A 19,080-nucleotide genomic window follows, 5' to 3' on the forward strand; every position below is an offset into this window, starting at 1 on the left:
TGACCGGCATGCAGACCTTCCCCTTGGGTTCGTTCGCTGTGTCACGCGTCGGGTTCGGTGCCATGCAATTGCCCGGGCCCGGCGTGTTCGGCCCGCCGCGAGACCGCGAGCAGGCTCTGTCGGTGCTGCGGCGGGCAGTCGAGTTGGGCGTCAACCACATCGACACCGCACAGTTCTACGGGCCCGCCGTCGCCAACGAGTTGATCCGCGCCGCGCTGCACCCGTACCCGTCCGACCTCGCCCTGGTCAGCAAGGTCGGCGCCCGCCGCGACGAGCAGGGGCAGTGGCTACCCGCCCAAGACCCCGACGAACTGCGCCGCGGCATCGAGGAAAACCTGCGGACCCTCGACACCGATCGGCTGGCCGCGGTGAACCTGCGCGTCCACGACGGCGACGGGATCGGCGTTCCCACCGCCGTCGACCATGACCTGTTCGAGCGGCAATTGACCACGATGATCGCGGCCCGCGACGAAGGCCTGATCGACGGCATAGGCCTCAGCAACATCTCCGCGGAACATCTTCGGATTGCGTTGGGCCACACCGAAATCGCTTGTGTGCAGAACGCCTACAACCTGGTCGACCGCAGTGCTGCGCCCGTGCTGGAGCTCTGCGTCGAGCACGGTATCGCTTTCGTTCCGTTCTTCCCGCTCGGCTCGGCGTTCGATCCGAACAGTCCCGTGCTCGGCAACGACACCGTCCGGCAGACCGCCGCCGACCTCGGCCACACGCCTGCGCAGATCGTGCTGGCGTGGACGCTGTCGGTCGCGCCCAACGTATTGCTGATTCCGGGGACGTCATCACCGGCGCACCTGGAGGAGAACCTTGCGGTGGCGGACATCTCGCTGCCCGACGACATCAAGAGCCGGCTCGACGGGCTGGGCGGGTAGGGGCATGACCGAAGAGATCACCGCATACGTCGTTCCTGCCCTCGTGGCCGTGCTTGCGGCTGCCGGCACCACCATCGGCATCCAGTTCCGCGATGTCGACGCCTACGAGCGTCGGCGCGGATTCTGGCAGTGGCTGCTGGTGTTGCTCGCCGCGCTGGCGACCCTGGGGGCCACCAACTCGGCATCCGGGGCCGGGAGCCTGCTTGAGGCCAGCTTGTTGTCGGTGCTGGCGATGGCAGCGGTAATCCTCGGGCACGTGATGTGGCGCAGGCGAGTTCCCGATGCCGAACCACGCACCCAGAGGCTCGCGGTGGCGGCGTCCGCCTTGGCCGTCGTCGTCGTCGCGGCTTCGGTGACATTCACCTACATATCCGGCAAGGGGTGCCGCCAGGCCCAGCCGCTGGTGCAGTCCAGCCGAGCAAGCTCGGGCCTGATCCTTCCGTCGTTCGCCGCCAACCAGGGCCCGACGGTCGGCGACTTCAACGAGTGGGCCAAGGTGATCGACGAGCAGGCAAAGCAGGTGACCTCGGGCAAGGCCGCCGAGCATGCTCGACGGCTGGGTGACTTGGCGGGCCAGATCGCCGATGCCGAGCGGACCAACGACAAGGGTCGGCACGCCATGCTTGGCGTGCAGTACTACGACGAACTCAAGGGTCTGCTGATGACGTGCCCGCCGCCCCGGTGACTCAGTCGATGTCGACCCAATCCAGCGTGCGCGCAACGGCTTTCTGCCACCCGGCGTACCCGCTGGAGCGCTGATCGTCATCCCACTGCGGGCTCCAGCGTTCGCCTTCCTGCCAATTGGCGCGCAGATCGTCGGCATTGCGCCAGAACCCGACGGCCAACCCGGCCGCATAGGCCGCACCGAGCGCGGTGGTCTCGGCGACCACCGGCTTGACCACGTCCACGCCGAGCACATCGGCCTGGATCTGCATGCACAGCCGGTTGGCGGTGATTCCGCCGTCGACCTTCAGAACCTCAAGGTGCACACCGGAATCGGCTTCCATCGCGTCGACCACGTCGCGGCTCTGGTAGCAGATGGCCTCCAGCGTCGCGCGGGCCACGTGCGCGTTGGTGTTGAACCGCGACAGCCCGACGATGGCGCCGCGGGCGTCCGAGCGCCAGTACGGCGCAAACAGTCCCGAGAACGCGGGCACGAAGTAGACGCCGCCGTTGTCGGCGACCTGCCGCGCCAGCGACTCGCTCTGCGCAGCGCCGCTGATGATGCCGAGCTGATCGCGTAACCACTGCACGGCCGATCCGGTCACCGCGATCGAACCTTCCAGGGCGTAAACGGGTTTCGCCGGAGTGCCATCCGCGGCCGCGAACTGGTAGCACACCGTGGTCAGCAGGCCGTTTTCGGACCGGACCATCTTCTCGCCGGTGTTGAGCAGCAGGAAATTGCCTGTGCCATAGGTGTTCTTGGCCTCGCCGGCATCAAGACACACCTGCCCGACCATCGCGGCCTGCTGGTCGCCGAGGATGCCCGTCACCGGCACTTCACCGGCCAGCGGTCCGTCGGCGCGGGTCAGCCCATATGGGGTGGGCGACGACGACGGCTTGATCTCGGGCAGCATCTGCCGCGGAATCCCGAAGAACGACAACAGTTCATCGTCCCAGTCGAGGGTCTCCAGGTTCATCAGCATGGTGCGGCTGGCATTGGTGACGTCGGTGACGTGCACGCCACCCCGATGGCCGCCGGTCAGGTTCCACACCAGCCAACTGTCGGGGTTGCCGAAGATCGCGTCACCGTTCTCGGCGGCGGCCCGCACCCCGTCGACGTTCTCCAGGATCCACTGGATCTTGCCGCCCGAGAAGTACGTTGCGGGCGGCAGCCCGGCCTTGTGCCGGATCACGTCGCCGCGGCCGTCGCGGTCCAGGGCGGCGGCGATGCGGTCGGTGCGGGTGTCCTGCCACACGATGGCGTTGTGGTACGGCCTGCCGGTGTGGCGGTTCCATACGAGCGTGGTCTCACGCTGGTTGGTGATGCCCAGCCCGGCGAGGTCCGTCGCGGAGAGCCGGGTCTTGTTCAGCGCGGTCATGATGACCGCCGCGGTGCGCTCCCAGATCTCCACCGGATTGTGTTCGACCCATCCGGCGCGCGGCAGGATCTGCTCGTGCTCCAGCTGATGGCGGCCCACCTCGGCGCCCGCGTGGTCGAAGATCATGCAGCGGGTGCTTGTGGTGCCCTGGTCGATGGCTGCGACGAAATCGGCCACTGTGGTCCTTTCCCGAGTCGCTGTCGCTCCTACTCTCCGAAACGTCCATCATGGCTTACGTGGCACCCGGAGCTGATTCTCTTCGTACTCGCGGCACGTCGGCCAAAACCGGTATCGAGCGCATGCCGCGCGGCGGCTACGACGCATCCTGCCTGGACCGGCTACTGCAAACCGAGCGGTTGGAGTACATCGACCGCGACGACGGTGTCGGGGCGCGCAGGCAGCAGGTGCTCGACGCCCTGGACTGGACCGGCCGGATCTTCCGTAACCACGAGAAGTTCGCCGCGATCGCCCTGGACCTGGTCGCCGACGTGCCCGACCCGAGGATTCTGGAGCTCGGCGCGGGCCACGGTGGACTGTCACGTCAGCTGCTGCACGACCATCCGTCGGCTCGCGTCACCGTCTCCGACGTCGACCGGGTGTCGGTGGACGCACTGTCCGCGGGTGAGCTCGGCATTCATCCCCGCGCGCAGGTCCGCGAACTCGACGCGACGGCGATCGACGCCGCCGACGGCAGCTTCGACCTGGCGGTCTTCGCGCTGTCGTTTCATCATCTGCCTCCCACGCAGGCGTCCCGGGTGTTCGCCGAGGGCACCCGCGTCGCGGACACCCTGCTGATCATCGACCTGCCGCGCCCGCCCGCCCCGCTGCATCTGCTGAGGCTTGCGACGATGCTGCCTGCCGCGCCGTTCATCCCGTTCATCCACGACGGCGTCATCAGCTCGCTGCGCTCCTACAGTCCCTCGGCGCTGCGCAGCCTGGCCCTGCACGCCGACCGGAACATCGAGATCGAACTGCGCAGCGGGCTCACGCTGCCCCAGATCGTGATCGCGCGCCGCGGCTAGCGTCGCGGCCGGGTGAGCCGCTGCAGCAGCCAGGCCGGCGGCACCGTGGCGGCCAGCGTGACAGCGAACAGCACGACGGCCGAGCCGGTGTAGACGGGCCACCGCAGTACGAGCGCCATCACCAGATCCATGACCACCACGTGCAGCAAGAAGATCTCGTACGAGATCTCCCCCAACCACACCAGTGGCCGGCTGCCCATCAACCGGGCGTACCCGCCGGAATCGCCCAACGCGAGCGGCGCCACCACCAGCGTGGCGATCACGGCGTACATCACCGTCTTGGAGATGTCTTCGAACAGGGTCAGCGTGACGGCGGTGGTCCGCCCGGCGATCGGCGTCGACACCACCAGGTAGCAGGCCACCGCCAACGGCAACACCGCCAGCGCGTAGCACCGCACTCCCATCGCCGCCAGTACCGCGAGCATCATGCCGCCGGCGAACCAGGCCAGGTAGTGCGGCAGCCACGTTCCCGCGCCGACCGGCAGCCAGTGGGTGTTGTGCAGGATCACCAGCCAGGCCGGGCTCACCACGGCCGCCACCACCAGGCCCGCGAGCAGCAGCACCGGCCGGAACCGGCGTCGGCACAGCAGTGCGAGCAGGAGGTAGGCCAGCAGCGGCAGTGTCGCGTAGAACGCCACCTCCACGGCCAGGCTCCACATCTGTGACAGGCCCTGATGTAGGTAGGCGGTGAAGTAGTTGTCGCTGTAGATCTGGGTCAAGGTCAGGTTGCGCAGCAGGCCCGTCCAGGTGTGCCCCGGATTGGGGCGCACCGGACGCAGCTGGTAGATCCCGAACACCAGCAGCACCGTCACCACGTACGCGGGCACGATCCGGCGGAACCGGCTGCGCGCATAACGCAGCACCGACGGCGGCCTGCCACCGTCCACCGCCGCCCGCAGCCACGGGCGGAACAACAACAGGCCCGACAGCACGAAGAAGATCGGCACCCCGACCTCCAGCCGCGCACCGAGCAGCCCGACGTAGCCGTGGGTCAGCAGCCCGGTGCCGTAGGACGCATGGGTTCCCATCACCGCCAGCGCAGCGACGGCCCGCACCCCGGTCAGCGCGGCGATGCGGTCGACGCTGCCGACCTGTTCGAGCCCGCCCTGATCCTCGTCAGCTCGTCGGGCACACAATTGCCGAGCCTATTACGCAATTTTCCTGCGCACGCCATCCCCGACGTTGTTGCATCGGCGTGTGGGCGAAGAGGTCAGCAAAACCGAGTACACCCGGGCGCACCGGCAGGAGTACCGCCGCAAGGTGCAGCTCTGCCTCGACGTGTTCGAAACCATGCTCACGCAGTCGCGCTTCGAGTTCGAGCGGCCGCTGACCGGCATGGAGATCGAATGCAACCTGGTGGACAACGCCTACCAGCCGGCGATGATGAACCAGGATGTCCTGACCTCCATCGCCGATCCCGCGTACCAAACCGAATTGGGCGCCTACAACATCGAATTCAATGTGCCACCCCGCCCGTTGCCCGGCCGCGCGGCACTCGACCTCGAATCCGAGGTGCGGGACAGCCTCAACGCCGCGGAGATCAAGGCCAACCAGAACGGCGCTCACATCGTGATGGTCGGCATCCTGCCGACGCTTATGCCCGAACATCTTTCGGCGGGCTGGATGAGCGAGTCGACGCGGTACCAGGCCCTCAACGACTCGATCTTCACCGCTCGCGGTGAAGACATGACGATCGACATCGCAGGCCCGGAGCGCCTTTCGCTGCAGGCCGCGTCCATCGCCCCGGAATCGGCGTGCACCAGCATGCAGCTGCACTTGCAGGTCTCCCCCGCCGATTTCGCTCGCAACTGGAACGCCGCCCAGGTGCTGGCCGGCCCGCAGCTGGCCGTCGGCGCCAATTCGCCGTATTTCTTCGGCCACCAGCTGTGGGCCGAGACTCGCATCGAACTCTTCACCCAGGCCACCGACACCCGGCCCGACGAACTCAAGACCCAGGGCGTGCGGCCGCGGGTGTGGTTCGGCGAGCGCTGGATCACCTCGATCTTCGACCTGTTCGAGGAGAACGTGCGCTATTTCCCCTCGCTGCTGCCCGAGCTGTCCGACGAGGATCCGGTGGCCGTGCTCGCCGCGGGCCGCGCTCCGCGACTGCCCGAGCTGCGGCTGCACAACGGCACGATCTACCGGTGGAACCGCCCGGTCTACGACGTCGTCGACGGCCTGCCGCACCTGCGGGTGGAGAACCGGGTGCTGCCCGCGGGCCCGACCGTGGTGGACATGATGGCCAACTCGGCGTTCTACTACGGTCTGCTGCGCACCCTGTCCGAGGAGGACCGGCCGATCTGGACCAAGCTGAGTTTCGCCGCAGCACAACATAATTTCGAGTCGGCCGCGCAGCACGGCATGGAGGCCCGGCTCTACTGGCCCGGGCTCGGCGAGGTGACGCCCGACGAACTGGTGCTACGCCAGCTGCTGCCGATGGCGCACGAAGGGCTGCGCCGCTGGGGTGTCGCCGGCGAGGTGTGCGACCGGTATCTGGGGGTCATCGAGGGACGGGCGAAAACCGGGCAGACCGGTGCGGCATGGCAGGTCGCGACGGTGCAGAAAATCGAAGAAGGCGGCGTGTCGCGGCCCCAGGCGTTGGCCGAAATGTTACGGCTATACGTCCAGTGGATGCACAGTAATGAGCCCGTCCACAGCTGGGAATGACTCGCGTACGTTGGATTGCATGGCATCTGATCAGGTTTTGGATTGGGACGGCGCCTATCGGGGTGTAGGCGAATTCGAGGGCCCGCCACCGTGGAATATCGGCGAACCGCAGCCGGAGTTGGCGGCGCTGCACCGGGCCGGGAAATTCCGCAGTGACGTGCTCGACGCCGGCTGCGGCCACGCGGAACTGTCGCTGGCCCTGGCCGCCGACGGCTACACCGTGGTGGGCATGGATTTGAGCCCGACGGCGATCGCCGCGGCCAATCGCACCGCCCAGGAACGCAACTTGAGCACCGCCAGCTTCGTGCAGGGTGACATCACGTCGTTCCGGGGCTACGACGGCCGGTTCAACACCGTGGTCGACTCGACGCTGTTCCACTCGCTGCCGGTGGAGGGACGCGACGGTTATCTCAGTTCGATCCACCGGGCCTCGGCCCCCGGCGCCGCGTACTACGTGCTGGTGTTCGCCAAGGGCGCGTTCCCCGAGGGGCTCGAGACCAAGCCCAACGAGGTCGACGAGGACGAGGTGCGCGCCGCGGTGTCCCAGTACTGGGTGATCGACGACATCCGCCCGGCGTTCATCCACGCGAACGCGACGGCCATCCCGGGCACCCCGGTCGAGCCTCTGCCGCACGACAAAGACGAGAAGGGCCGCGTCAAGTTCCCGGCCTTTCTGCTGACCGCCCACAAGGGCTGAGGCTCAGCTCCGCGAGCGTGCGTGTAGGCCGCTCAACACGCCGTGAGGTGTCGGCAGTTTCGTCACACTCGCGCCCCGGCGACCGTGACGTAGTGTCGGCACGTCGCGGCTGACCGGACTTTCACTCTTTCTCCCCTGGCCGACCGGGTAGTGTTCGCCCGCCCGGTCGGCCCACAATCCCGCCCGGTTGGTGCGGGCGCGAGCCGGTCTGCCACCAATAGCGTTGTGTGGCATGACAGTTGCCGTATTCGATCGCGTAGAGGTCGACCCGCTCGCGCCCGCCCCGCGCGGAACGTGGAGTGCCCCCGGAGTTCAGGTGCGACGCCGGCGCGGGCCCCACGTGGCGCATCCGGGCACGCTGTGCACTGCCCGGTTCTGCGCGCAGCGCCACGGCGACTCCTTGACCGTCGAACACGATTTCACCCCTGGCGAGCTCTCCGATGAGCTCGCCGTACTCCTGACCGAGCAACTCGGCGGGATACTGCGCGGCCAAGCGGATTTCGAGCTGGTCTTCACCGGCGTCGTACGGTCCACGGTCGACGGCGGGCTCCCGGCCTGGGTGCGCTTCTACCGCAATTCCCTCACCGCGCTCGAATCGGGCGCCGCGGCATTCGCACCCGTTCACCGCCGCGCGGCCGAGCTGGTTACCGGTCGACGGCTGCTGGACCTCGGATCGTGCTTCGGGTTTTTCCCGCTCCGGCTGAGTCGGCTCGGATTCGATGTGACGGCAAGCGATCTCAGCGCTCCCACGATGGATCTGCTGGCCCGGGTCAGCGCGCGGCTGCACCGCCCGGTGCGGACGCTGGCCTGCGACGCCGCGCGGGTACCGATGCCCGACAACGCCGCCGACACCGTCACCGCGTTACACCTGCTCGAACACCTGCCCGCCGCGACGGGCGATGCGGTGCTCGCCGAGGCGCTGCGCCTGGCCCGCGACCGCGTGGTGCTCGCAGTGCCGTTCGAAGAGCAACCGCAGGCCTGCTACGGGCACATCCGGCGGTTCGACATCGCCGAGTTGGCGCGGTTGGGTGAGCGAGCCCGCGAGCTCCACCCGGGCGTGCGCGTCACGGTGTCCGAGCATCACGGTGGCTGGCTCGTGTTGGATCTGGGTTGACCTGCACCGCGAGCGTGCGTGTCTGCTGCCCGACGCACCGTGAAACGTCAGCATTTTCGTCACGCTCGCGCGCCGCGAGGGTGCACAATTTGACGGCACACCGCGGCGTGTTGACCAGCAGACACGCACGCTCGCGGTGCAGAGGAAGTCACGGTGCCAGGGAATCAGATCAACCCACGCTTGCTGGCGGCGTACACGGCTTCGGCGCGACGGCTGACCTGCAGCTTGCGCATGATGTTGCTGACGTGGAACTTGGCCGTGGTGGCCGAAATATACAGGCGCTCACCGATCTTGACGTTGGACAGGCCCGCTGCCAGCAGTCGCAGCACTTCGAGCTCTCGATCGGTGAGCTGTTCGCGTGGTTCGCTTCTGCCACTGAGCGTGCGGACGACGGCGGCGGCACTGCGCGAGTCGAAGGCGCTCTCGCCCGCGGAGATGGCCCGGATCGCACGCACCAGCTCGGTGGTGTCGACGTCCTTGACCACATAGCCGCGAGCCCCGGCATGCACCGCACGAACCACCAGGTCGTCGTCGAGGAACGTCGTCAGCACCAGCAGCCCGACCTCGGGGTGCGCTGCGGACAGCTTGGCGCACAACGACAAACCCTCGAAATCGGACCCGGCGGAGAGCTTGAGGTCCAGCAGCACCACGTCGGGCCGCATGGCAGCAACCATCGCCTCGGCTTCCGGCTCAGAGGCGGCCTCCCCGACCACCACGAGGTCGTGCTCGCGCTCCAGCACCGAGCGCAGACCCTGCCGCAGGATCGCGTGATCGTCGACGAGCGCCAGCCGGATCGCTCTGATCTTGGTGTCAACCGTCATCGCGGTCTCCTTCCGATCCGTCCCTTGGGATGGTGGCAACCACCCGTACGCCGCCGAGGCGGGACCGTTGCACGACGAACGAGCCACCCCGCTCGCGGCACCGGGCCTGCATGTTGGCCAGCCCGCGATGGCGGCCGTCGACGTCGGTGCCGTCGGCCAGCCGCAACATCAGCCGCATCTTGTCCGGGTCACCGGTGCCGTCGTCGGAGATCGACAGCGTGACGGTGGCGGGCCGGTACCGCAGCCGCACGATGGCCCGCGTCGCCTGCCCGTGCATGGCGGTGTTGAACAAGGCTTCGCCCGCGACCCGCAGCAGCGCATGCTCTGCGGCACTGGGCAATTCAGTGGCGGCGCCCTCGACCTTGAGCGTCACCCGCAGGTCTTCGGGCATGTGCACGGTCGCCAACTGCTCGAGCATCTCCGGCAGCGTCGACCGACCCGCGTCGCCGGGCTGGTTGAGTGCGTAGATCGCCGACCGCAACTGTTCGGTGGCCGAGCGGGTGAGGGTCTTGGCGGTGTCCAATCGCTCGACGAGATCGGCCGCCCCTGACATCGCCTGAATTTCGCTGCGGCACACCTCGATCTGCATGCCTGCCGAGAGCACGGTCTGCGCGACGCTGTCGTGCAGTTCGCGCGCGATGCGGTGGCGTTCGGAGTCGAGCACCTGATGTCGTTGCGCCGCACCGAGTTCCCGCTGGGTCGCCAGCAGTTCGGCGTTGCGGGCTTCGGACTGGGCCAGCAGCGCCTGCGAGCGCTGGAACAGTTCGCAATTGTGCAGGGCGACGGCGGTCTGGCTGGACAGGATCCGCATGACGGTCTCGTCGGTGCCGTCGAGCATGCGGCCCTTCGGCGTCCAGGCCGCGAACGCGCCGATCACACCGCCGTCCAGCTCGAGCGGCACGTGCGCGTGGTGAGGTTCGATGACCGGCAACCGGAACTGGGCCAACTGGCCACGCAGGATGTCGTTGAGCCGGTTGAGCACCGCGTCGGGCAGGTGCGGCACCGGATGCTTTGCGCCGGAGAGCCCTTCGAACGAATAGGCGTTGCCGTCGGCATCGAGGATCAGGTGCCGCGGCCGCGCCCCGGGCAGCGCGCCGTCGGCCAGCGCCAGCAGCACCCATTCGGCACCGAGGTGCGTGCGGGCGGCTTCGGCCACCGCGCGGACCAGCTTCTCGGGACCATTCACGGTCTGCACCAAAGCATGTGAGATCGTGTCGAGCGCAGCGATCACCCGCTCGGTGCGTTGCGCGGCCACCCGGAACTCGGAATAGAACGTGGACTTACCCGAGCGTATCCCGGTGAGACGTTCCAGATCGGGCGCTCTCACAGCGCCGCCCGGAACAGCGCCCGCAGCGCCGCTTCGTCGGCGGGACGCGGGTTGGTGGTGATGCAAGCATCGGCCATCGCGTTGTGCGCCAGCACCGGCACGTCCTCGTCCCGCACGCCCAGTTCGCCCAGGCCGCGCGGCACGCCCACCTGCCGGGCCAGCTCCTGCAACCGATCAGCAAGGGCCAGTGCGGATTCCCGTGCCGGGGCCCGCTTGTCGGCGATACCGAGGCAGGCGGCGATGGTGGCGAACGGCGCCGGGTCGGCCTCGGCGTTGAACCGCACGACATGCGGCAGCAGCACCCCGTTGATGACGCCGTGCGGCAGGTCCAGCAGCCCACCCACCTGATGGCTCATGGCATGGGCGGCACCGAGTATGGCGTTGGTGAAGGCCAACCCGGCCTCGAGTGCCGCCTGCGCCATCAGCACCCGCGCGGGCATCTCGTGCGGACGTTCGATGGTGGACACCAGATTCTCGGTCACCATGACGACCGACCGCAGCGCGTGATGGTCGGTCAGCTGATTGTGGCCCAGCGAGACGAACGCCTCGATGCCATGTGTGAGCGCATCCAAACCCGTTGCGGCATTGAGCCATTCCGGCATAGTGGTGAGCAGCCGCGGATCGATGACGGTGATGTCGGGGACCAGGGCCCGGCCCAGGATGGTGATCTTGGTGTTGCGGGTGGTGTCGGTGACGATGCAGAACTGGGAAACGTCCGCGCCGGTGCCCGAGGTCGAGGGCAACACCACGAGCGGCGGGATCGGCATGGTGGCCTTGTCCACGCCGGCGTAGTCGAGGATGTCGCCGCCGTTGGCGGAGAGGATCGCGATGCCCTTGGCGGCGTCGATCACCGAGCCGCCACCGAGAGCGATGAGCACGTCGCACCCGTGTTCGCGGTAGAACTCGTGGCCTGCGGTGATCTCGTGGTCCTTGGGATTGGGCGTCAGCGCGCTCCACACCTGCGCCTCGACGCACTGGGCGCGTAGATGCCCGACGAGTTCACGCACCCAACCGGCCTCGATCAGCCCCGGGTCGGTGACCAGCAGCGGCCGCAGCCCGCCGAGTCGCACAGCGGCATGGGCGGCCTCGGCCATCGAATCGATGCCGAACACGATCTCGGGCGCATGGAACTTCAGCAGCCGGGTGGGCATCGCGTCGGGCGTGGCCGTCGGCACCGCCATGGGCGTGATCTCCGCCTGCGCTATCACGTCGCACTCCCAAGTCATGTGATCCACGTAACACTGCCACCCTACGGCCCATCTCGACCGCCGCCAATGTGCAGGTGGGCAGCTGCCTACCTGGCCGATCGGGCAGGTAGGCAGTCAGGACAGGGCGTGCGCGAGCTCCCCGGCGTGCGCGTTCAGGGCGGCGGCGTCGCTGGCCACCACCACGCGGTCGCAGACCTGCGCGTACTGCGGCATCGCGCACGTCGCCTGGTGCCAGTAGCGGCGCGGCTCCGGCGTGACCCAGGCCAATCGATGTACACGGCGGCGCAGGGCACGCAGCTGCTCGACACCGGCGGCCAGTCCTCCGCTGCGCCCGTCGCCGACGATCAGCACGGCGGTGCGGCGATCGAGCGAATCGGCCTGCCCGCGCAGCATGCCGTCGAACACCTGCCCGTAGTCGCTGCTGGCATCGAGATCCAGTTGCGCTTCGGCAAGCACCGCTGCCAGTGCGTCGTCGCCCCCGGTGCGCAACAGGATGTCCGTGACATCGACCGGGCGGTCGACGAACGCCATCACCCGGCACCGATGCGCGCGCCGGTGCATGGCCTGGGCCAGCCGCAAGGTGAACGCCGTGACCGGCCGCACCGACAGCGACACGTCGGCGATCACGAGCAGTCGAATCCGGTCGGGCAGCGGGGTACGCGTCACCAGATGGAACGGCACACCGTCGGTGCGCAGAGCAGCCCGCGTGGTGCGGCGCATGTCGAGCCGGCCATGGCCGCGCTCGCGGGGACGCGGCCGCGGCGCACCACGCATCCGGCGCAACACCTCGTGGCACGCCAGGTCGACATCGGTGGCCAGCCCGGCATCCGTTGCGGTATCCGGGGTTTCGGCTTCAGCGGTCAGCCCGCAGCGGTCCGCCAGGGCAGCGACGAAGCCCTCGACCGCCGCACTCAGCTGGCCCAGCTGCTCGGCGGTCAGCGGCTGCTCGCCCGCGTCGTCGCCGTAGGTGCGGCTCGGGTCGTAGGCGTCCAGCCAGGCCAGGATCGACTCGGGGTCATCCCAACTCAGCGCACCGGCCACCACGGGCGCCACCGAGTCCGCGAGGTCACCGGCCATGCTGGCGGTGGCGCGGTCCACCTCCACGGTGTAGCGGACCCCGCGCCTGCCGGTGTCGCTCTCGGCCGACACCGTCAGCTGATTGTCGGCCGCCGTCACGCTGTAGTCGTCGTCGTCCTTGTGCGGGTTGAAGCCCTTGTCGGCCTCCGGGGTGTCGAAGTGGTCGCCGACCTCCGCGGCGCGTTCGTTGTATTCGGCGTAACGCCCGATCTCCTGGTCCTCGCCGACGTCGAGTCGGTCGGGCAGGCCCGAGCCGGTGTGGGCACGGCTCGGGCCCGGGTCCTGACGGGCGAATTCCGTTGCGCCGAACAACGCGTCGAAGGCGCGGTCGAATCCTCGTTGTTCCCGGCCGTATTTGGCGCACGTCGCCCGCAGCGCCGCACGCAATGCGGCGAGATCCCGGGCTCCGAGCAGACCCAGCACCCGGCGTACCTCGATGACCTCGGCCGGTGACGTCGCCACCCCTGCGCGGCGCAGCAGGGCGCCGAACATCGCGGCGACGATGTCGAGCAGATGTGACGCCGTCACGCCCTGCCGCCCCTCCCGTGTCACGCCCGACCGCCCCTCCCCCGGAAAACCGAGGTGGTCGTGTTGGCCGGACGCGACGCCACGGTGGCCCGTTGCGGTTCGGCGTGCACCGGGGCCGGTGCGTCACCGAGGTGGCGCAGCGCGATGTCGCGGTCGCTGGTGAACTTCACCAGCGTCGAGAGCAGAATCGATTGCGCCGTATCCGATGTCGTGTCGCCGAGGATCGCCGCGGCGCGTGCGGCGTCGATCACCTCGGAGATCGACGGCGCCTTGCGCAGTGGCAGCTCACGCAACGTGCGCGCGAGTTCGACCACGTCGGCCACCACCGCGGGCTCGACGCGTGGCGCCCGCACCTCGACGATTTCCCGTTCCCGTTGCGGGGTGGGGAAATCCAGGTGGTAGTGCAGGCAGCGACGCTTGAGCGCAGCCGACAGCTCACGAGTGTCGTTGGACGTCAATACCACCCACGGCACGGTGCGGGCCGCGAAGGTGCCGATCTCCGGGATGGTGACCTGGCGTTCGGCCAGCACCTCCAGCAGTAGCGCCTCCATCGCTTCTTCGGTGCGGTCGACCTCGTCGATCAAGAGCACCACGGGTTGTTCGGAGAGCACCGATTCCAGCAGCGGCCGCACCGACAGGAAGTCCTCGGAGTAGATGTCGGTGGCGATCTCGTCGACGTCGCTCGTCTGGTCGCGCATCATCTGCACGTGCAAAAGCTGTTTGGCGTAATCCCATTCGTAGAGTACGCGGTTGTCGTCGAGACCCTCGTAGCACTGCAGCCGGATCAGCCGTCGGCCGCCGGCTGCGGCCAGAGCCTTGGCCAGTTCAGTCTTCCCGACGCCGGCCGGCCCCTCCAACAACAGGGGCCGGTCCAGCGCGGTCGCCAGGTGCACCACCGTGGCCAGGTCGTCATCGGCGATGTAGTCCTGCTCCCGCAGCGCTTCGGAAAGCGCTGCGGGGCCGGCGAATCCGTCGACCTCGGACTCAGTAAGTGCCATTAATCGCATGACCGACCACCGGGATCATCGATTCCACCGTCACCTCGCGCGGGTTGCCCGGCGTGCACCAGTCGCCCTGGATGTGTTCGGAGATCGCCAGCACGGACTTGTCGTCGCCCTTGATGACATCGCCGCGGCCGGCGTACTTGCCGGTGTTCATCCGGTTCTTCTCGTACGAGTCGGTACGGACCTGCGAGAAGTTGTCCGGGATGCCCACGTCCTGCGACAGCCGGATCGCGGCCTCGACCGCGGCGTCGGCGGCCTGCACCGTGGTCATGTTGCGGGTGTCGACGCCCATGGCGGTGGCCAGCTGCGCGTAGCGCTCGTAGCGGGCGGGCAGGTTGTATTCCCACACCCGCGGCAACGCGATCGCGTTGTTGAGCCCGTGGTGGCTGTCGAAGAACGCACTGACCGCGTGGCTGATCGAGTGCACGATGCCGAGCCCACCGGAGTTGAACGCCTGCCCGGCGATGTACTGCGCGTTCATCATGCCTTCGCGAGCCTTGAGGTTGCGGGGCTCGAACACGGCCTCGCGCAGGTTCTTGGCTACGAGTTCGACTGAGTACAAGGCATTTCCGAGCGACGGCGCGAAGTCCAGGCGCGAGACGTAGGGCTCACTGCCGTGCGCGAGCACGTCGAAGCCACAGTATGCGGTGAAGTGCTGCGGGCAGGTGTAGTACAGCAGCGGGTCGTCGATGGCCAGCGTGACGATGGTCGCCTCGTCGAAACCCACCCACTTGTGCGGGTGCTCCATGTCGGACGTGTCGGTGATGACGTAGGCCCAGGAGGTCTCCGAACCTGTTCCCGCCGTGGTGGATACGGCGATGTGCGGCGGATTCTGCTTGTTGGTGGATTTGGCGAAACCCTCGAACTCGTTGATGTTGCGGCCGTCGTGCGCGATGACGACGCGTGCGCCCTTGGCCGCGTCATGGCTGGAGCCGCCGCCGATGGAGATGATGCTGTCGCACTTCTCCTGCTGGTACAGCGCCGCGGCTTCCATGACGTTGTAGTCCTTGGGGTTGGACTCGACCTTGTCGTAGAGCACCACCTCGACGCCCTGGTACTCGATCTTGCCGGTGAGCTCCTCGATGATGCCCGAGCCGCGCAGGCCCGTCGTCATCAGCAGGGTGCGCTTGAAGCCGAGGTTCTTGGCTTCGACGCCGATGATGTCGTGCGCGCCCACCCCGAGCAGGGCCCGCGGGAACGGGTGGAACTCCTTGATCGGAAAGTCCCAAATCTGGTTCAGCTCAATGGCCATCGGAAGACTCCTTCTGTCGTGTGACACCACCGTGAACCTTGGTGGCGCGCGTCACAACGATTCGGAGGTACTACCGGCCGACCGGAACGCCAGAACTCTCCGATCGGGCAGTGCGGCACACTCCCCTGCACAGCAGGCCGGGCCGCCACGGCGTCCGCACGGTGGCCAACCCTTGTTTCAGGACTCAGCGCGTTCCATAAGTGCACATATGCACATTTGCCACAATCGCGCAACACGTACGAATTCAGCACAGCGCTCAGTTTTGCAGCGATTAGTACAACATCTCTTATTTGGCGGTTACTGCCACTTTTCATCGATACCAGCGGTATCAGCAAATGATATGTGGCCCCGCGCACAAGGTCTATCGAACTCTGCCTAGCGTTGCTACAGTCTGCCGAATACTTGCCAATTCAAGATCAGGGCGGTCATGACAGCCGGCTTCGTAACGAGCAGTTACCCCACGGGCAACGCTGATATACAGCGCAGCTGGAATGACCCCAAACGCTATTTGTGGCTCCTCGCCGCCACGGTTCCGGGTCTGGTGGTGCTTTCCTGGCTGGCCGTGAAAGCAACGGGGTTCGGCGGATTCTGGTGGCTCGGAACGCTTCTCGCGTTCGTCGTGATCCCACTGCTCGACCACGTCGTCGGAACCGACCGCAGCGCCGCCCCTGAAGACGTCTACATCGACCTCGACAACGATCCGTGGTATCGCTGGGCGACCTGTCTCTACCTGCCCAACCAGTATCTGTCGCTGATCTTCGCGTGCTGGCTGTGGAGCGGTGGCGGCTGGGTTGTGCTGTCATCGGTCGACCGTGCCGGCCTACTGGTGACCGTCGGGATCGTGGGCGGTATCGGGATCAATGCCGCACACGAGTTGGGCCACAGGAACGCCCGCCTCGAACGGCGGCTGAGCAAGATCGCCCTCGCCCAAACGTGCTACGGGCACTTCTTCGTCGAACACAATCGCGGCCACCACGTACGCGTGGCGACACCGGACGATCCCGCCAGTTCACTACTGGGCCAAAGCATCTACCGCTTCATCCCGCGCTCGGTGACCGGTGGGCTCCGATCCGCGTGGGCGCTGGAGGCACGCCGATTCACCCGCCGCGGAAAGACACCGTGGACATCGAGAAACAATGTGCTCAACGCGTGGCTGATGAGTCTCGCGCTGTTCTGCGGCCTTGCCCTGTGGTTCGGGCCGGTGGTCCTTCCGATGCTCCTCGGAGGCGATCGTCGGCATCTGCCTGCTCGAAGCGGTCAACTATCTCGAGCACTACGGGCTACGCCGCGAACGGCTGCCCTCCGGCCGGTACGAACGGGTCTCCGCCCGGCACAGTTGGAACAGCAACACCCTGGTGGCGAACGTGTTCCTCTACCATCTCCAGCGCCACTCCGACCATCACGCCAATCCCCAACGGCGCTACCAAACCCTGCGCAGTATCGACGAGGCGCCTCAGCTGCCCAGCGGGTACGGCACCATGTTGGTGCTGGCGCTGGTCCCGCCGCTGTGGCGCAAAGTCATGGATCCCCGGGTGATCGAGCACTATTCGGGTCGCATCGAGGCGGCTGCGCTCGACCCGCGGCAGCGCGAGCACCTCATCCGCAGACACCAGGCGCGCGCCGCATGACCGTCATGTCGCGCAGGCGGTTCCTGGGGACCGGCACTGCCGCCGCACTGGGTGCCTTCAGCGCTGGCTGGTGGGTGCACCCAAGTGCCGAGGAATCCGAGGCCCGCGCACACTACCCCGCGATCGTGATCGGAAGCGGCTATGGCGGCGGGGTCTCGGCACTTCGCCTGGCAGAGGCCGGCATCGAGACCCTCTTGCTGGAGAAAGGCCGGCTGTGGGACACCCCTGACGCCGACGGCACAAGGTTCACCAAGATGTTGCCCGCCGACACTCGGGCCGGCTGGTTCAGTTCGGTTCCCCCGAGCCTGGTCACTTCGTTCCAGGGGTTCTCGATCGATGCCGTCGCGCGCAATTCGCCGTCGCCGCAGCCCGTTCAAGCCGGCATCTGCGACAAGACGTCCCACGGCGCCCACCAGGTGTTTCGCGGGATCGGCGTCGGCGGCGGCTCGCTGATCAACGCCGCCGTGGCTGCGGTGCCCACGGCACGGCAGATCGACGAGTGCTTCCCCGACATCGCGGTCGACGAGTTCCTCGGTACATACATCGAGCGCGCCAAGCGCACGCTGCGGATCAGCTACCGCGACATGGACTGGTTCGAGCGGACACCATGGTTTCAATTCGCCCGGGTAGGCCGCGAATATGCCGCTGCCGCAGGATATCCCGTCGACTACAACGGCAGCGCCTACTCGTTCGACTACATGTTGGACGAAGAGGCCGGAAAAGTGGAACGGTCGGCGTTGGCGTTCGAGCAGCAGTTCGGCAACAACCACGGGCGCACGGGCAGCGTCGATCAGACCTATATCGCATCCGCCCTGGCCACCGGCCAGGTCACGTTACGTCCGCTGACGGAAGTGACCGCCGTACGCCGAGAGGGCCGCGAGTACGTGGTGTCCACCAGATCGATCGACCGGTGGGGCAACGAGACGGGTCGTTCTGAGATCGGTTGCGAACGCCTGTTTTTGAGCGCCGGCGTGTTGGGCACCAATCAAATTCTGTTGCGCGCCCGGGAAACCGGGGCGCTGCCCGACCTGAACGACGCCGTGGGATCCGGATGCGGCAACAACGGTGACGTGATGGTGGCGCACTGGCTCAAGAACAATGATCCCGCGGGGACCCAGCAGTCACTACTCGGGCTGATCAACCTCGACGGTCGGGACGATCCCGAAAACCCTGTGTACGCCACCATGTTTTCGCTTCCGCTGCCGGTGGAGACATTCATGCTGGGCTACTACGTCATGGTCAAGACCGGCGATCGCGCCGCCATCACCTATGATCGGGCGTCGGATTCGATCGCCATCGACTGGCCTGCCGCCTACACCGATCACCTCACCGAGCGGAGCCGGTCGGTCTTCGACAAGCTGACGCGGGCCAACGGGGTGGAGTACCGCGATGACATCTTCTCCGGGGAAGTCTTCGCCCCCAACACTGTCCATCCGTTGGGTGGTTGCGTGCGCGGCGACGTCACGGATGCGTTCGGACGCGTCAAAGGTTACGACGGACTCTATGTCAACGATGCGTCACTGATACCCGGCTACCTCGGATGCAACCCGTTCATGTCGATCACGGCATTGGCAGAACGCAACATCGAGGCAGTGCTGCAGGGCCGCGACTAGCCACCGTGCACGGGGGTGGGCTTGTCCACTCCAGGCAGCGGGTGGGCTTGTCCACTCCAGGCAGCGTTCACATCAGTCACACCAGTCCCCGTCCGGCGAGCATGGTGGCAGCGCCCGGCTGTTTGCGACAAAGTCGCGCAAATCGCCGCATAGGCCTCGCAGGCATCAGCTGCCTCAGACCGGCCGACCCCGT

General features: G+C 67.2%; 15 protein-coding genes and 1 pseudogene. 8 read left to right on the forward strand and 8 right to left on the reverse strand.

What is annotated here, in order from left to right; all coding sequences use genetic code 11:
- Window positions 1-8: 8 nt before the first annotated feature.
- Entirely contained in the window at window positions 9-887 is an 879-nt protein-coding gene (locus tag BST13_RS16210) for an oxidoreductase (protein ID WP_083165053.1), read from the forward strand.
- 4 nt (window positions 888-891) lie between these two features.
- Window positions 892-1,572 carry a hypothetical protein gene (locus BST13_RS16215; RefSeq protein WP_083165054.1) on the forward strand — a complete coding sequence of 227 codons (681 nt, stop codon included), beginning with the start codon at window positions 892-894 and terminating at the stop codon, window positions 1,570-1,572.
- A 1-nt stretch (window position 1,573) separates the two neighbouring features.
- Here the strand turns inward: BST13_RS16215 and glpK are convergent, their stop codons facing one another.
- A complete protein-coding gene (glpK, locus tag BST13_RS16220) occupies window positions 1,574-3,055 on the reverse strand; it encodes a glycerol kinase GlpK (RefSeq protein WP_245839670.1) in 1,482 nt (493 codons plus the stop codon).
- A 173-nt stretch (window positions 3,056-3,228) separates the two neighbouring features.
- On the opposite strand from glpK, the gene BST13_RS16225 reads away from it, so the two are divergent.
- Window positions 3,229-3,951, forward strand: a complete 723-nt coding sequence (locus tag BST13_RS16225; protein ID WP_095533572.1) for a class I SAM-dependent methyltransferase — start codon at window positions 3,229-3,231, stop codon at window positions 3,949-3,951.
- On the opposite strand, the gene BST13_RS16230 is transcribed toward BST13_RS16225, so the two are convergent.
- Window positions 3,948-5,087 carry an acyltransferase family protein gene (locus tag BST13_RS16230; protein WP_083165057.1) on the reverse strand — a complete coding sequence of 380 codons (1,140 nt, stop codon included), beginning with the start codon at window positions 5,085-5,087 and terminating at the stop codon, window positions 3,948-3,950. The genes BST13_RS16225 and BST13_RS16230 overlap by 4 nt on opposite strands.
- 61 nt (window positions 5,088-5,148) lie before the next feature.
- On the opposite strand from BST13_RS16230, the gene BST13_RS16235 reads away from it, so the two are divergent.
- The 3 genes from BST13_RS16235 (at window position 5,149) to mftM (ending at window position 8,429) form a co-directional block, all read left to right on the forward strand.
- Window positions 5,149-6,618, forward strand: a complete 1,470-nt coding sequence (locus BST13_RS16235) for a glutamate-cysteine ligase family protein (protein ID WP_083165058.1) — start codon at window positions 5,149-5,151, stop codon at window positions 6,616-6,618.
- A gap of 19 nt (window positions 6,619-6,637) precedes the next feature.
- A complete protein-coding gene (locus tag BST13_RS16240; protein ID WP_083165059.1) occupies window positions 6,638-7,315 on the forward strand; it encodes a class I SAM-dependent methyltransferase in 678 nt (225 codons plus the stop codon).
- 232 nt (window positions 7,316-7,547) lie between these two features.
- A complete protein-coding gene (mftM, locus tag BST13_RS16245; RefSeq protein ID WP_083165060.1) occupies window positions 7,548-8,429 on the forward strand; it encodes a mycofactocin oligosaccharide methyltransferase MftM in 882 nt (293 codons plus the stop codon).
- Between the two features lie 164 nt (window positions 8,430-8,593).
- On the opposite strand, the gene BST13_RS16250 is transcribed toward mftM, so the two are convergent.
- The 6 genes from BST13_RS16250 to mdo form a co-directional block, all read right to left on the reverse strand.
- Complete coding sequence (locus BST13_RS16250) at window positions 8,594-9,250, reverse strand: MadR family response regulator transcription factor (protein WP_064943212.1); 657 nt, start codon at window positions 9,248-9,250, stop codon at window positions 8,594-8,596.
- Window positions 9,240-10,577 (reverse strand): MadS family sensor histidine kinase, encoded by a 1,338-nt coding sequence (locus BST13_RS16255; protein WP_083165061.1) that lies wholly within the window; start codon window positions 10,575-10,577, stop codon window positions 9,240-9,242. The genes BST13_RS16250 and BST13_RS16255 overlap by 11 nt, the downstream gene beginning before the upstream one ends.
- On the reverse strand, window positions 10,574-11,758 hold the full coding sequence (locus BST13_RS16260) for an iron-containing alcohol dehydrogenase (RefSeq protein WP_083165062.1): 1,185 nt from the start codon (window positions 11,756-11,758) through the stop codon (window positions 10,574-10,576). Before BST13_RS16260 ends, BST13_RS16255 begins: the two co-directional genes overlap by 4 nt.
- A 141-nt stretch (window positions 11,759-11,899) precedes the next feature.
- Window positions 11,900-13,354: a MadC family VWA domain-containing protein gene (madC, locus tag BST13_RS16265; RefSeq protein WP_083165158.1), complete on the reverse strand. Its 1,455-nt coding sequence runs from the start codon at window positions 13,352-13,354 to the stop codon at window positions 11,900-11,902.
- Between the two features lie 56 nt (window positions 13,355-13,410).
- A complete protein-coding gene (locus tag BST13_RS16270; RefSeq protein ID WP_245839659.1) occupies window positions 13,411-14,388 on the reverse strand; it encodes an AAA family ATPase in 978 nt (325 codons plus the stop codon).
- Window positions 14,375-15,646, reverse strand: coding sequence for an NDMA-dependent methanol dehydrogenase (gene mdo, locus BST13_RS16275; RefSeq protein WP_062831316.1), 1,272 nt, complete (start codon window positions 15,644-15,646; stop codon window positions 14,375-14,377). The genes BST13_RS16270 and mdo overlap by 14 nt, the downstream gene beginning before the upstream one ends.
- A 427-nt stretch (window positions 15,647-16,073) precedes the next feature.
- On the opposite strand from mdo, the pseudogene BST13_RS16280 reads away from it, so the two are divergent.
- Both BST13_RS16280 and BST13_RS16285 read left to right on the forward strand, forming a co-directional pair.
- Window positions 16,074-17,274 (forward strand): annotated as a pseudogene (locus tag BST13_RS16280) (alkane 1-monooxygenase).
- Complete coding sequence (locus tag BST13_RS16285; RefSeq protein WP_083165064.1) at window positions 17,271-18,887, forward strand: GMC oxidoreductase; 1,617 nt, start codon at window positions 17,271-17,273, stop codon at window positions 18,885-18,887. The pseudogene BST13_RS16280 and the gene BST13_RS16285 overlap by 4 nt, the downstream one beginning before the upstream one ends.
- Window positions 18,888-19,080 lie beyond the last annotated feature (193 nt).

The organism is Mycobacterium aquaticum (genome assembly GCF_002086485.1).
GTDB classification, from domain to species: domain Bacteria; phylum Actinomycetota; class Actinomycetes; order Mycobacteriales; family Mycobacteriaceae; genus Mycobacterium; species Mycobacterium aquaticum.

What these genes read in the sequence shown, in the direction of transcription:
- BST13_RS16210 (WP_083165053.1), top strand. Translation starts at nt 9, where the DNA reads ATGCAGACCTTCCCCTTGGGTTCGTTCGCTGTGTCACGCGTCGGGTTC.
- BST13_RS16215 (WP_083165054.1), top strand. Translation starts at nt 892, where the DNA reads ATGACCGAAGAGATCACCGCATACGTCGTTCCTGCCCTCGTGGCCGTG.
- glpK (WP_245839670.1), bottom strand. Translation starts at nt 3,055, where the DNA reads ATGATCTTCGACCACGCGGGCGCCGAGGTGGGCCGCCATCAGCTGGAG.
- BST13_RS16225 (WP_095533572.1), top strand. Translation starts at nt 3,229, where the DNA reads ATGCCGCGCGGCGGCTACGACGCATCCTGCCTGGACCGGCTACTGCAA.
- BST13_RS16240 (WP_083165059.1), top strand. Translation starts at nt 6,638, where the DNA reads ATGGCATCTGATCAGGTTTTGGATTGGGACGGCGCCTATCGGGGTGTA.
- mftM (WP_083165060.1), top strand. Translation starts at nt 7,548, where the DNA reads ATGACAGTTGCCGTATTCGATCGCGTAGAGGTCGACCCGCTCGCGCCC.
- BST13_RS16250 (WP_064943212.1), bottom strand. Translation starts at nt 9,250, where the DNA reads ATGACGGTTGACACCAAGATCAGAGCGATCCGGCTGGCGCTCGTCGAC.
- BST13_RS16260 (WP_083165062.1), bottom strand. Translation starts at nt 11,758, where the DNA reads ATGGCGGTGCCGACGGCCACGCCCGACGCGATGCCCACCCGGCTGCTG.
- madC (WP_083165158.1), bottom strand. Translation starts at nt 13,354, where the DNA reads ATGTTCGGCGCCCTGCTGCGCCGCGCAGGGGTGGCGACGTCACCGGCC.
- BST13_RS16270 (WP_245839659.1), bottom strand. Translation starts at nt 14,388, where the DNA reads ATGGCACTTACTGAGTCCGAGGTCGACGGATTCGCCGGCCCCGCAGCG.
- mdo (WP_062831316.1), bottom strand. Translation starts at nt 15,646, where the DNA reads ATGGCCATTGAGCTGAACCAGATTTGGGACTTTCCGATCAAGGAGTTC.
- BST13_RS16285 (WP_083165064.1), top strand. Translation starts at nt 17,271, where the DNA reads ATGACCGTCATGTCGCGCAGGCGGTTCCTGGGGACCGGCACTGCCGCC.